General features: G+C 43.3%; 11 protein-coding genes and 1 tRNA gene. 8 read left to right on the top strand and 4 right to left on the bottom strand.

Annotated features, from left to right (window positions below):
- Positions 1-130: 130 nt before the first annotated feature.
- The 5 genes from OSCI_RS23470 (at position 131) to OSCI_RS23490 (ending at position 7116) form a co-directional block, all read left to right on the top strand.
- Entirely contained in the window at positions 131-733 is a 603-nt protein-coding gene (locus OSCI_RS23470) for a thioredoxin family protein (protein ID WP_007357669.1), read from the top strand.
- Positions 734-968: 235 nt separating this feature from the next.
- Positions 969-4184 (top strand): efflux RND transporter permease subunit, encoded by a 3216-nt coding sequence (locus OSCI_RS23475; protein WP_007357670.1) that lies wholly within the window; start codon positions 969-971, stop codon positions 4182-4184.
- A gap of 119 nt (positions 4185-4303) precedes the next feature.
- Entirely contained in the window at positions 4304-5338 is a 1035-nt protein-coding gene (locus OSCI_RS23480) for a methyltransferase (RefSeq protein WP_007357671.1), read from the top strand.
- A 66-nt stretch (positions 5339-5404) separates the two neighbouring features.
- Positions 5405-6190 carry an exodeoxyribonuclease III gene (gene xth, locus OSCI_RS23485; RefSeq protein ID WP_007357672.1) on the top strand — a complete coding sequence of 262 codons (786 nt, stop codon included), beginning with the start codon at positions 5405-5407 and terminating at the stop codon, positions 6188-6190.
- A gap of 50 nt (positions 6191-6240) precedes the next feature.
- Positions 6241-7116 carry an SDR family oxidoreductase gene (locus OSCI_RS23490; protein ID WP_007357673.1) on the top strand — a complete coding sequence of 292 codons (876 nt, stop codon included), beginning with the start codon at positions 6241-6243 and terminating at the stop codon, positions 7114-7116.
- Between the two features lie 78 nt (positions 7117-7194).
- Here the strand turns inward: OSCI_RS23490 and OSCI_RS23495 are convergent, their stop codons facing one another.
- Positions 7195-8316 (bottom strand): EAL domain-containing protein, encoded by a 1122-nt coding sequence (locus OSCI_RS23495; RefSeq protein WP_007357674.1) that lies wholly within the window; start codon positions 8314-8316, stop codon positions 7195-7197.
- Positions 8317-8842: 526 nt separating this feature from the next.
- On the opposite strand from OSCI_RS23495, the gene OSCI_RS23500 reads away from it, so the two are divergent.
- Complete coding sequence (locus OSCI_RS23500) at positions 8843-10810, top strand: GAF domain-containing sensor histidine kinase (RefSeq protein WP_234708815.1); 1968 nt, start codon at positions 8843-8845, stop codon at positions 10808-10810.
- A gap of 42 nt (positions 10811-10852) precedes the next feature.
- On the opposite strand, the gene OSCI_RS23505 is transcribed toward OSCI_RS23500, so the two are convergent.
- The 3 genes from OSCI_RS23505 to OSCI_RS23515 form a co-directional block, all read right to left on the bottom strand.
- Complete coding sequence (locus OSCI_RS23505) at positions 10853-11131, bottom strand: type II toxin-antitoxin system HicA family toxin (RefSeq protein WP_007357676.1); 279 nt, start codon at positions 11129-11131, stop codon at positions 10853-10855.
- A complete protein-coding gene (locus OSCI_RS23510; protein ID WP_007357677.1) occupies positions 11128-11331 on the bottom strand; it encodes a type II toxin-antitoxin system HicB family antitoxin in 204 nt (67 codons plus the stop codon). The genes OSCI_RS23505 and OSCI_RS23510 overlap by 4 nt, the downstream gene beginning before the upstream one ends.
- 80 nt (positions 11332-11411) lie before the next feature.
- A tRNA-Pro gene (locus OSCI_RS23515) sits at positions 11412-11485 on the bottom strand.
- A 166-nt stretch (positions 11486-11651) separates the two neighbouring features.
- Between OSCI_RS23515 and lipA the strand changes: the two genes are divergently transcribed.
- Both lipA and sigC read left to right on the top strand, forming a co-directional pair.
- Positions 11652-12536, top strand: a complete 885-nt coding sequence (gene lipA / locus OSCI_RS23520; protein WP_007357679.1) for a lipoyl synthase — start codon at positions 11652-11654, stop codon at positions 12534-12536.
- 432 nt (positions 12537-12968) lie between these two features.
- Positions 12969-14231, top strand: a complete 1263-nt coding sequence (gene sigC / locus OSCI_RS23525) for an RNA polymerase sigma factor SigC (protein WP_026103731.1) — start codon at positions 12969-12971, stop codon at positions 14229-14231.
- Positions 14232-14240 lie beyond the last annotated feature (9 nt).

Consider the following 14240-nt stretch of genomic DNA (forward strand, 5'->3'; position numbering starts at 1 on the left):
TTTTTCTATTGTTTGTTGCTGAGGTACAAATTGTCCCCAAATTATGGTACACTCTTAAGGGAGAAACTTAATCAACTTAAGCAATCTCTATTACTGTTAAAAAAAGCACAATTAAAATTGCAATACTTCAATGAGTCCTAATTCACAAGAATCAACCCCTACGGCTGCAAGTCAGAAGTTGGAATCGAACACAGCAAAACGGCTGAGAAACTTATTGATTGTTTTGGCAGCGATCGCATTGGGGATTTCCCTGTTCTTGGGACTGCAAATCGAAACACCATCAAATGCTCTAACGGAGATGGCAGAAGCATCGACACCGCTAGAAGTTGCTGTCAGCAACGGTAAGCCGACTCTGGTAGAATTTTATGCCAATTGGTGTGGTAGCTGTCAGGCGATGGCAAAGGATATGAGCGAAGTTAAGGAAAAATACAGCGATCGCATAAATTTTGCGATGTTGAATGTAGATAATAACAAATGGTTGCCAGAGGTGCTCAAATACAGAGTGGATGGCATTCCCCACTTTGTATTTTTGAGCGATCGAGGAGAGGCGATCGCTCAGACTATAGGCGAAGCCCCACGCAATATAATGGAATCTAATTTAGAAGCTTTAATTGCTGGTAAAGCGTTACCCTACGCGGAAGCTACAGGTCAAGTTTCCAGTTTTAAACCACCAGTAACTCCTTCCAAAGCTAGCACAGCAGATCCGCGATCGCACGGCAGCCAAGTTCAGTAAGATTAAGTATTAATATCTCTGAAGGCAGACGGAAGACCGAAGACGGAAGAACGAAAATGCAATAACACCAGGAGTTTCAGCAATAACCTCCTAACCATCAAGGCGGTTGATAAAATTAAATAATTTAATCGGGAGTATGTAGTTGGGGTGCGATCGCTAAAACCCCACTACATCCAAAATGGTTAAGTTATTTAATCGTAGTGAAAAGTCAACAATCACTGAGGAATTTTGACAGATGGCGACTGACAAAACTGGATTAAGCATCAGCGCGATCGCAATTCGCCGCCATATCGGGACAATCATGCTCACCCTCGCGATCGCCGTCGTGGGTCTATTTTACATCACTCAACTCCCCGTCGATCTCCTCCCATCCATCACCTATCCCCGCATCGGCGTGCGCCTTGAGGCCCCCGGAATCTCCCCAGAAGTAGCAGTTGACGAAATCACCCGCCCCCTAGAACAAGGACTCTCAGCCACCGAAGGAGTCACCCAAGTCTTCTCCCGTACCCGCGAAGGCCAAGTTAGCGTCGATTTATTCTTCAAACCAGGAGGAAACATCGACCAAGCCCTCAACGACGCAACCGCCGCCGTCAACCGCATCCGCAACCAACTTCCAGATACAGTCGAAGCCCCCAGATTATTTAAAGTTGACCCCTCCCAGCAGCCAGTTTACGAATTTGGCCTCACCTCAGACTCCTTGCGGGGAGTCGATTTGCGCGTATTTGCTGACGAAGAACTCGCGCGCGAGCTCAACGTCATACCAGGCTTAGCCGCCGTTGACGTTTCCGGCGGCGTACAAGAAGAAATCCAAGTTAACCTCGACTTAAACCGCCTACAAGCCTTGGGAGTCAACGTTTCTGACGTACTCTCCACCCTACAAGACCGCAACCAAGACACCTCCGGCGGTAGACTACAACAAGAATCCGGCGAACCCTTAACGCGGACAATAGGGCGCTTTCAAAATGCCAGTGAAATCCGCGATCTTTCCTTCCAAATCGCAGGTTCTAATCCCCCCAAACGAGTTTATATCCGCGACTTTGCCGAAGTCATAGACGGTACTGAAGAAGAACGAGTTAAAGTATTTCTCAATCAGACACCCGCAGTAAAAATCAGCATTCAGAAGCAGCCAGATGCCAATACCATCACAGTTGTAGATGGTATTAAAAAGCGCCTCGAAGAGTTGAGAAAGTCGGGGGTAATTACCCCCGACATGACAATTACAACTACCCTGGATGAATCAAGATTTATCCGCGATTCTATTTCCAATGTATTGTTTTCAGGTTTAAGCGGATCTGTCTTAGCTGGTATTGCCGTGTTACTTTTCCTGGGTTCTCTACGACAGACCCTAATTATTGTCCTGGCAATTCCCCTAGCCACACTCACGGCTATTATTCTGATGGGACTGTTTCACCTGTCTATTAACATCTTCAGTTTAGGCGGTTTAGCCTTGGGTGTTGGGATTGTCGTAGACAACTCAATTGTGATGCTAGAAAATATAGTTGAGGGAGTTAATAAAAATAAAAGCAAAACAACTAACGGCAAAAGAACAAGCATACTTGATGCAGCCGAAAAAAGTAGTCAAGAACTCGAATCAGCTTTATTTGCCTCTACTGCTACCAACTTAGTTGCCGTCCTCCCATTTTTGCTAATAGGAGGCTTTATCTCCTTACTTTTCAACGAGTTAATTCTGACAATTACTTTCGCCGTAGCTGCTTCTTTAATTGTCGGTTTAACAATTGTCCCGATGATGACTTCTCGCCTATTAGCCGTGAGATTTTCCAGCGGTGTGGGCAAATTTTGGGCCTTGCGGGCATTTAATCGAGCCTTCCACAGCGCTACATTAGGCTACGGCAGATTTTTAGGAGCAATTCTGCGGTGGCGGTTAATAATAATTGTACTTGCTATTGTTATTTTGGGTTTCAGTAGTTTGCAGATGGTGGGTCAAATTCCCCAAGAAATTTTACCCAGAATTAATACTGGTCAAGCTAGATTATTTGCTCAGTTTCCAGCGGGTACAAACTTGGAAACTAACGAAAAAGTAATGAAGACTGTGGATGAACTTCTGAGCAAGCAGCCAGAAACTTTGTATACTTTAACAACAGCGGGAGGGCTACTTTTTGGTAACAATACCGTTGAAAATTTACTCAGGGGAAGCAGTACAATTACACTGAAGCCAGGAACGAACGTTGCCGATTTTGTTGAGCGCATGACTCAGGAATTAAATAAACTGAAATTAGTTGATACTCGCCTACGTTTAGCACCAGAAAACGTGCGCGGTTTAATTCTGACTAATTCTCCCGTGCGGGGTGGTGAAGTTGACTTAATTCTTCAAGGCGAAAATCCAGAAATATTGCAACAAACAGGGCGGCAAATATTAAAAACCTTTGAGGAAAAGGTTAAATTAGTCAGGTTTAGACCTGATGGCGACCCTCAACAACCGGAGGTACAAATCCGCCCTGACTGGGAAAGATTGGCGACTTACGGATTTAGTGCTAGAGAAATTGGAGAGTCAATTCAGACAGCAATTCAAGGTGCAGTTCCTACTCAGTTACAGCGGGGAAATCGGTTAATAGATGTGCGGGTACAATTCGATCGCAACTCTGTCAAATCAGTATCAGAACTAAGTTATATTCCCTTATTTGGCAGCAATAATAATGTAATTAGATTGAGTGATGTGGCGACTATCAATCTAGGTAAAGCCCCTGGGGAAGTTCAACGCCTGAATCAGCGCCAAGTTTTCTTAATTGTTGGTAATTTGAATAAGGGTGCAAGTTTAGGTGAAGCTTTACAGCAAGTAGATGCAGTGGTAAGTGAATTGAAGTTACCCCCAGGAGTACAAGTTGTACCGAGTTCGGCGGCTGAAACTAATCAGGAATTGCAATCTTCCCTAAAAATATTGGGTGGGTTAGCGGCTTTTTTAGTATTTGTAGTGATGGCCGTACAGTACAATTCTCTAGTCGATCCGTTAGTGATTATGTTAACAGTCCCGCTGTCTTTGGCTGGGGGGATTTTAGGGCTTTATGTAACTAAAACTGCGATTGGGGCGACGGTAATTGTAGGTGCGATTTTGTTGGTGGGAATCGTGGTGAATAATGCTATTCTGATGGTGGAATTGGCAAACCAAATTCGGGAAGAAGAAGGAGTTGACCGAAAAACAGCAATTGTCAGGGCCGCACCTCAACGTTTACGCCCGATTATGATGACGACAATTACCACAGTTTTAGGTTTATTTCCTTTAGCTTTGGGGATTGGCGATGGTTCGGAGTTTCTGCAACCGCTAGGGGTGGTGGTGTTTTCTGGTTTGTCTCTGGCAACGGTATTGACTCTGTTTATTATTCCCTGTTTTTATATTTTGCTGCACGACTTTTTTGGGTTATTTGCAGCGAAGAGGAAACCGCACGCGATTGCTATTCCTGTGCATAAAACAGCGAGAAAGACTACGAATTTATAGATGAATTTATAGCAATTCAGCAACGAAAGCCAAGCAGGTTATCTGCTAGCGAATCGCCAGACAACACGCTCTTTAGTGCCTTTCTAGTTACTAAATAAATAACTTTCCAAGGATATCCCATGACTTTATATACAGAGAATGCCCAACCTGAAGACGAAAACTCATCCTCATTGCTACTAGAAATGATGTATGGCTTTAAAATATCTCAGGCTCTTTTTGTAGCGGCTAAACTGGAAATTGCAGATATTCTGAGTGACGGTTCTAAGACTGCTGATGAACTTGCGAAAGCTGCTGGTCTAAATTCTCAGGGTATTTATCACCTGATGCGTATGCTAGTAAGTGTTGGTGTGTTTTCTCTGGAAGAGAATAACAAGTTTCGCTTAAATTCTTTGGGAAAACATCTGTTGACTGGTACTTCTGATTCTTTACGAGGTACGGTGATGGCAATGGGTGATGAACTATATCAAGGATGGGGTAATTTACTATACGGTATAAAAACTGGAGAAACAGCTTTTGAACATACTTTTAAGATGAGTTTTTATAGCTATTTGCAGCAGAATTCTGAGGCGGCAGTAAATTTCAATGAGTGGATGAAGGAGACGACAAGAGAGTGGCTACTTCCGGTGATTGAAGCTTATGATTTTTCAGAAGTTAAGAAACTTGTGGATGTGGGAGGAGGCATTGGAACGTTAACAGCTATTATTCTGAAGGCGAATCCGAAGATGCAAGCTATCTTGTTCGATCGCGAAGATGTTGTTGTCGATGCGAGTCCGGTTTTGGAAGTGGCGGGAGTTGCAGATAGGTGTCAAATAGTTGGAGGTAGCTTTTTTGATGCGGTTCCCTCTGGTGGCGATCTTTACTTACTCTCTCGTGTTCTTCTCAATTGGGATGATAGTCATGCTATTACAATTCTTAAAAGCTGCTATCAAGCTATGACAGCTAAAGACAGGCTGATGATTGTTGATTTTATGTTGCCTGAAGGCAAAATGTCGCCATTTATTGGTATGGGTAGTCTAACTTTGTTTGTGATCGGCGGTACTTTTATGCGAACAAAGGATGAATTTTATAATTTAGTTTCCTCCGCCGGATTTAAAGTGACGAATATGATAGAAACAAAAGGGCCAGTAAGTGTCATTGAGGCGAAACCTGCATAACTGTCAACTGTTAACAGTTAACAGTTAACAGTTGACAGTTACCAATTACCAATTACCAATTACCAAATGAAAATTGCCACTTGGAATGTTAATTCAATTCGTAGCCGTCTCGAACAGGTTTTAGAGTGGTTGCAAGCAAATCCCGTAGATGTTCTTTGCCTACAAGAAACAAAAGTTATAGACCAAGATTTTCCGCTACAGCCATTTCTCGACATCGGCTATAATTTCTACATTTCTGGTCAAAAATCCTACAATGGTGTAGCTATTTTCAGCCGCTTACCAATGACAGATATTAGCACCGGATTTGCACCCATCCTTGGCACTGATATTGTAGGGGAATTTGACGAGCAAAAACGCTTAATTACAGGTATCATTGCCGATATTCGGATTGTTAATCTATATATTCCCAACGGTTCAGAAGTTGGTAGCGAGAAATATAACTACAAACTTAATTGGCTGAAACTACTACAAGAATATCTCAAAATCATTATTGACAAATCCCCTAATTTATGTGTTTGTGGCGATTTTAATATTGCTCCCGACGATCGCGATATTCACAACCCTAAAGCCTTTAAGAATCAAATCATGGCTTCACCAGCAGAACGCCAAGCCTTACAGGAAATCGTCGCATTAGGCTTCAGCGACGCTTTTCGCATATTTACCGATGAAGGCGGCCATTTTAGCTGGTGGGACTATCGCACGGGTGGTTTCCGTCACAATAGGGGATGGCGCATTGACCACCATTATCTCAGCTTGAGTCTGTGCGATCGCGCCAAAAGCTGCACAATTGATAAAACCCCTAGACAATTAACCAAACCCAGCGACCATGCTCCCGTCATTGTCGAAATTTGAAATATGAGTTATAAAGATTTGTAACCGCTGACAACTCACAACTAATTATCATGTTTCTAATTACTGGAGCAACAGGCGGACTAGGCCGCCGAATTGTACGGCTGCTGAGAGAAAGAGAAATAGCAACGCGAGCATTTGTTCGCCTCACATCTCGCTACTCAGAACTAGAAAACCGAGGCGCTGAAATTTTCATCGGCGACCTCAAGCAAGACAAAGACATTCAAAAAGCTTGCCAAAACGTTAAATACGTCATTAGCACGCATGGTGCAGGTAGCGATGCTCAAGCAATACATTACCGTGCTAACATTGAATTAATTGACCGCGCCAAAGATGCTGGCGTTGAACACTTTGTCTTCATTTCCGTACTCGGAGTAGACCGAGGATATGAAGACTCTACAGTATTTAAAGCCAAGCGTGAAGTAGAAAAATACCTGCAAGCTAGTGGATTAAATTACACAATTTTGCGACCTGCTGGTTTTGCTTCAAATTTAATCCCCCTAGCCGAACAATTTCGGCAAACGGGAGTTTATTTATTGATAGGCGACCCCAAAAATCGCACATCCATTGTCAGTACCGACGACTTAGCAAAAATTGCCGTAGACTCCGTAAATATTCCCGAAGCTCGCAACCAAATCTTCCCAGTAGGAGGGCCTGATATTCTCACACGAGAAGACATTGCTCGTATTTTCGGGCGGCTTTTCAATCGCGAACCTGTAGTAATTAACCCACCTCTATTTGTGTTCGATGGTCTGCGGGGAGCAGTGGGTTTATTAAATCCCCAAGCTCAAAAAAGCTTAAGCACTTTGCGAGTATTGCTGGCTAACGAATTTTTCTGCACACCCGCAGAAATCGAAAGTTTAGAGTTTATTTTCAACATGAAAATGGAATCTCTAGAAAGCTATATACGGAGGTACATAGGAGTTTAATATCACCTCCCTTGATTGATTTTCCTTGAATTTCAAAGTCTGAAGGGGCGGATGCAGAGAGAATTTGGGCAGCGCAACCTAATCCACTACCGACAGAGATTTAATCTCAAAGTAGGGCGTAGTTGTCACAGGTGGAGCAGTTGGTTTCGCAATTAAATAACCTTGAACAAAAGTTGCCCCCCTTTCCCCCACCCACTGCAATTCCTCTAAAGATTCCACCCCTTCCGCCACAGTTCTAATATTCAAATGATTCGCAATTTCCAATAGTTTTTCAGTAATTAGAGCTTTGTAAGAGTCTTGATGTACGTTGCGAATCAAGTCCATATCCAACTTCACAAAATCCGGGCGTAACTGATGAATTAAATTCAAGTTAGAATATCCAGCCCCAAAATCATCAAGTGCAATTAAAAACCCTGCTTCTTGATAAAATTTCAGAATCTTAATCAAATGAGCAAGATCCGGCGGCTGTTCCGATTCTGCTACTTCAAAAACAATGTTATCGTGAGGAATCCCGGCTTCATCAATGGCACGCACAGTCATTCGCAAGCACGTAGTTGGATCGTAAACAGAAGTAGGAGAGAAATTGATAAAAATTAACTCTTTAATTCCATGATGGCTTGCTTCCCGAATCGCACAAGTCCTAGCTAAAGCGTCTAGTTGAAAAACCATACCTGCGGACTCCGCCTGAGAGAAAATGCGACCCGGAAAAATTAAATTTCCCTCCTTGTCAAAACCTCTGAGTAATGCCTCTTGTGCAAAAATTTTAGAAGTATCCGAAGTATAAACAATAGGCTGAAAATGACTGGTAATTCTCTCCGCCGCTAACAAATCCAGCAGCCAGTCCGACTGTTTGAGGCTAGTGAAGTTATGCAGTGAAGTCATGCGGGAAAAATCGCTAAATTCTGGTTTAGTATCTCCCGCTATCCACAAAACTTGCGTTTCTTTCAATTCTTTAGGCGTAAGTTTAGCTGACACTAGGGAACTAAAAGTTTCCACTCGCTCTTTTTCTAGGAATATGTATAAACATTTTTCATCTTCTAGAAATTGGGACTTAAGTCCAGCTTTTTGCAAAACAGAAAAAACCTTATTTAGTGTATGCCCTACAGGAAACCACAAGTATAATCCGCCGCTGCCTTCAATTTTGCTCGGCAGGGTTTCACAGCGAGTGCAGGAGCCAAAAACTTCGCCACTTTGATACATGAGAACTTCCTCTAAACTCAGGGTTGGTGTTAAAATCTCTTGTCAACTAGAAATTTAAACATATTAAAATCCTAGCCCATCTATCTACAGAAGTATAGTATTGGTTTATGAGAGTTGAAACTGGTCATATCATCAAAGTAACTTAAGTGAGATATAATTTATATTTTTTTAACAGTTAAAATCTGAATCGGCGCTGCTTTACATTACATTGTGATTTTTAAACGAACTCAACCTTCTAAGTATTCAACCTCTAGATAGAGTTAAAAATTATTAAATATGAGCTAAAACTTAAAAATAGTTACTATAATCGTACTATTTTACGCTAAGCAGCCTTAACTGTTTGCATAGTCTTATTGTTTTATGACTGTATAAAACCTATTTGCAATTTACTTTTAGCTTACCTTCTTGTTGAATCAAGCAAAATCTTCCGAGTTAGGTCGCCCTGTAAATTTATGACACCATCAGCCTTCTTGGGTCAATCGTGTCGAGGTCTGTGAGTAACGGATTTTTGCTAACCTGTAAATTTATGACACCATCAGCCTTCCTGGGTCAAGCGTCTTCACATGAGCGATGCCAAAGGCAGGAAACGCCTACGCAACACCGCCACAAATGCTACGAAATACCAGGATCTATGTATCATTTCCGTACTAAATCGCAGTGGCAGTTGTCAAGTATGGCGGGATTGATGTATCAATTCTTACTCCGTCAAGACGGTTCGCTAAGTTTCTTATTCTTAACTCCTAGTTTTGGCGAATTTTTTGAGCTGGATGCTTGGGAGATGGAATTGGATACAGAAACTCTGCTGGCGATGATTCACCCAGAAGACATAGATGATTTTCACAATTCTATAGCGATCGCCGCCTGTAATTTGCAATCATGGAAATGGGCGGGGAGGTTTATCTTATCTTCAGGACAGACTAAATGGATTCAGTGGGATGCTCAACCTTCCCGCCAAGCAAACGGAAATATTTTCTGGAATGGTTTGCTAGTAGATGTAACCAGTCACTACCAATTAGAATCTGAAGTTGAGCGTCTTTCTTTTTTACTAGGTTTGACTGAACGCTTACAAACTTCCACTGACTTAAATGAGATCGCCGAATTTGCTATCCAACACCTCGTTGAAACTACAAACTCTACTTATGGAGATGTCAAAGTAATTAACAGCATTGATGAAAGTTCTCATGCTTGTCCTGTTGGTAACGATCTGTCTGCTGAATTGGTTGCCGCCTACCGCAAACCCCAAGAAATAGACCAAGAAATAAACCATGACATCCTTAATAGCGAAGGGATGCTGTGGCAAGTAGTAAAAACTGGCGAACCAATATTTGTCAAAGACTATGCTAGTAATCCAAATTCTGTCGCGACATTTGGTCAACCCGAAATTAACAGGATTGGTATTTTTCCGATTTCGGCTACAGATGGGAATGTTATAGGCGTGCTAACTTTAAATTCGCACAATTTCCCGCCCATTAAAGACAGCAATCAACAAGATTTAATCCTAGCTGCTTGCCGCATTTTGGGAGTTCGTATTGAGCGGACAAAAGCTCAAGAGCGTCTGCTGAAGGCCAATAAAGAATTGGAGCTAACTTCTCAAAAGTTGACCCAAAAAGCACTGCAATTAGAGGAAGCTTTGGACGAACTTAAACAAACTCAAACTCAACTGGTTGAAACCGGAAGAATGTCTTCGCTGGGCAGTTTAGTTGCTGGTATTGCCCATGAAATCAATAATCCTGTGAGTTTCATTTACGGTAATTTACCCCACGCCTCAAAATATTTTATTGATGTCCTAACCTTGATGGAAGTTTATCAGCAAAGCTATCCCCATCCCGCCCCACGAATTGAAGAGGCAATAGAAGATATTGACTTAAATTTTATCAAGGAAGACTTGCCTAGACTGCTAGTTTCTATGCAAGCAGGAGCGGAGCGAATTCGCAACATTGTCTATTCTTTGCGGAACTTTGCCCGTCTTGATGAAGCCGACATCAAAGCGAGTGACCTTCATGAAAGTATTGATAATATTTTAATGATTTTGGATAGTCGTTTAAAAAAATACGGTTCTCGTGTTGAAATTCATGTGATTAAAGAATACGGTAAACTCCCACTTGTTGAGTGTTATGCAGGGCAACTAAATCAGGTGTTAATGTACATTATAATGAATGCTATTGATGCTTTGGAAGAAGGCAATTCAGGGAAAATAACGAAGGAAAATTTTAGTGCGCCTACAATTAGAATTAGTACGGAAGTTAGTAATAGTAATACAGTATTAATTGGGATTGCCGATAATGGCCCCGGCATACCTTTGGCATTGCAGCCGCGTTTGTTTGACCCTTTCTTTACTACGAAGTCTGTCGGCCAGGGTACGGGTTTAGGGCTATCAATTTCCCACAGCATTATCACTCAAAAACATAGGGGAAAGTTAAAGTGTATTTCTACACCAGGAGAGGGAGCGGAGTTTATAATTGAGATTCCGCTGTTGGTAGCTAAAGCTGTTTAATATTCAGTTAGCTATGGAGTGCGATCGCCACTCACAGCAATTTTAATCCTTTGCAGTATCTTCATTGGATTTATCAATATCCTCAAAATTTGACTGTTCGGCATCGCTACTTTCAGTTGTCAGAATTTCTGAAAAACCAGCCCTTTTCAGTAGATTATGGAGTAAACCTATTTTTAGAGATTTATTACCATGAATGGGAACGGAAATTCGCACACTTATCCCAGATTTGCCGTAAATGTGATGGCTACCTTGAACTCTTAATAAAATCCAGCCAGCATCTTCTAACAGTTTCGCTAACTGTTTGCCTGACATGGACTTCATACGGCAATCTCCAGAATTCTGTCTCTATCATTCATCTCCACTGATTCAATATCGACTGATAAACATCCTTCTATGGCTTCATAAAGGTTTTGAAGTAATTCCTCAAAGGTTTCTCCCTGAGTAGCACAACCAGGAATAGCAGGAACTTCGGCCCAAAATCCTCCTTCTTCTGCTTCGTGAATTATGACTTTAAGTTTCATAGGTTTTTAGTACTTGGCGGCATACTTTATAGATTAAACAAAGATCGCAAAGAATATCAGGGCTATGTTATTGTAAATAATCGGGATGACAGGATTTGAACCTGCGACCCCCTCGTCCCGAACGAGGTGCGCTACCAAGCTGCGCTACATCCCGAATTGAGTTATGTAAAAATTCTAGCACGCGCGATCGCCACAGGCCAACCCATCACGCCCAAAATCTTAGGACTAACCGCACCTACAACTAGACCAGTAAACTCAGATGCCAAACCCCATCCGTTGTATTATAATAATTTCTAACACTTCAGCACATAGAGGCAGTCGTGACAGTTAAGCCAGAGTGGTTGCGAGTCAAAGCCCCCCAGTGGGAACGAGTCGGCAATGTTAAAGAAATTCTGCGGGATTTAGCCCTCAATACCGTTTGCGAAGAAGCATCCTGTCCCAACATCGGCGAGTGCTTCAACTCTGGCACGGCTACTTTTCTAATTATGGGCCCCGCCTGTACCCGCGCCTGTCCCTATTGCGACATCGACTTCGAGAAAAAGCCCAAACCGCTTGATATAACTGAACCAGAAAGGCTGGCAGAGGCGGTATTGCGGCTCAAACTCAACCACGTTGTGATTACCTCCGTCAACCGAGATGACTTACCAGACGGTGGTGCATCGCAGTTTAGGCAGTGCATTCAAGCCGTGCGAGAGGTAATGCCGCAAACTACGATAGAAGTCTTAATCCCAGACTTGTGCGCCAATTGGCAAGCTTTAGAAGCAATTCTGGAAGCACAACCAGACGTGCTCAACCACAATACAGAAACAGTTAATCGACTTTACCGCCGAGTGCGTCCCCAAGGGAAATATGAGCGGACAATGGAATTATTGAAGCGCAGCCGGGCGATCGCGCCTTGGGTTTACACTAAATCGGGCATGATGGTGGGATTGGGGGAAACTGACGCGGAAATTCGGGAAACGATGCAGGACTTGCGATCGGTTGATTGCGATATTTTAACTATCGGGCAATATCTGCAACCCACGCAAAAACACTTAAATGTCGAAACTTTTGTACCGCCAGAACAGTTTGCCGCTTGGAGGGAGTTTGGCGAGTCCTTGGGATTTTTGCAAGTTGTGGCTTCTCCTCTCACCCGCAGTTCCTATCATGCTGAGCAAGTTAGAGCTTTGATGCAGCTTTATCCCCGCCAGAAAATTAAAAATTAAAAATTAAAAATTAAACACTTGAATTGAGACTTACGTAGCGAATGTGGGCAATTAATAAAGTTTTGTAAAGATTTAGGTGGAATTGGGGAAGTGATCGGGAACCAACATCAATGGTGATGAAGATTATCTTAGCTTCTGACGAAAGTCACCCCCTAGTAGCTGATATTTTCCCTATACTAGCTAGCAAATAGAGAAGCATAACCCTCTTTACAGACAACCTGGCTGTTCAATGCTAGAGTCGCTGGCTAATCCCGCTAATGTTCTCAAACATTGCCCGGGCCTGAAACCTAACAGATCGCAGCACGGATGTCCGCAAAGCGGGAAACGGAACTAATAGCGGTGATGCTTCGTCTTAAGACAGGGGGCATCATATTTAAACAAACCGCCGCTAAGCGCAGCATCTTGTTACCCGGAGCAACTGAGAGAATCACTATGCCACCCACCTCTTTTTACGCTGAAGCCGAATACGACGAGCAACTGCAAGGGCATTCCTTGCAACCCGACGTAGTGGAGGGCGATGCCGAACAAGCCGTGGAAGACCTCCAAGAAGATGAGATAGAGGTCTTGGATGGAGACACAGCTAAATTCAACAACACTGCCAGCCGCCGCACTACTGATTTAGTGCGCTTGTACCTTCAAGAAATCGGTCGGGTTCGTTTATTAGGTCGAGATGAAGAAGTCTCTGAAGCCCAAAAAGTCCAACGCTACATCAGGCTGCTAGAGTTGCGAAATACCGCAGCAGAGCAGGAGGAAGGGCTAATTCGTCGTTATGTTGAGTTAATTGAAGCACGCGATCGCTTGGCTGCTCAGTTGGGCCACCGCCCCTCCCTAGAACGGTGGGCTGCATTAGCAGGTGTCGCTGAGGTATCCGAATTGAAGCGGATCATGGCTGAAGGCAAGCGCCGCTGGGCTGAGTTGGCAGGTGTGACACTAGAAGCTTTAGATCAAATGATTACTGAAGGCATCCAAGCCAAGGATCACATGATCCAAGCTAACTTGCGACTGGTGGTATCTGTTGCGAAAAAGTATCAAAATCGGGGCTTAGAACTTTTAGATTTAATCCAAGAAGGTACTTTGGGCCTGGAGAGGGCAGTTGAAAAGTTCGATCCAACACGGGGCTATCGCTTCAGCACCTATGCCTACTGGTGGATTCGTCAAGGAATTACGCGAGCGATCGCAACCCAAAGCCGCACTATTCGCCTCCCCGTCCACATCACAGAAAAGCTTAACAAAATCAAGAAAGCCCAACGTAAAATCTCTCAAGAAAAAGGCCGGACGGCAAGTATTGAAGATATCGCCGCTGAGTTAGGCATGACTGCACCCCAAGTGCGAGAAGTATTACTCAGAGTTCCACGTTCTGTTTCCCTGGAAACTAAAGTAGGCAATGAGAAGGATACTGAGTTAGGAGATTTGCTCGACGATGCCGATAGCGTTTCTCCAGAAGAACTGCTGATGCGGGAGGCTTTACACCGCGACTTGCAGCAACTTCTAGCCGATTTAACCAGTCGGGAACGAGATGTGATCTTGATGCGGTTTGGTTTGGGAGATGGACATCCCTACTCTCTGGCAGAAATTGGTCGAGCTCTTGACTTGTCGCGAGAACGAGTCCGCCAAATTGAAGCTAAAGCTTTGCAAAAGTTGCGCCAGCCCAAGCGCCGCAACCGAGTACGGGACTATTTAGAGTCTTTGACTTAGTATAGCTAG

It is taken from the genome of Kamptonema sp. PCC 6506 (genome assembly GCF_000180455.1).
Classification (GTDB): Bacteria; Cyanobacteriota; Cyanobacteriia; order Cyanobacteriales; family Microcoleaceae; genus Kamptonema; species Kamptonema formosum.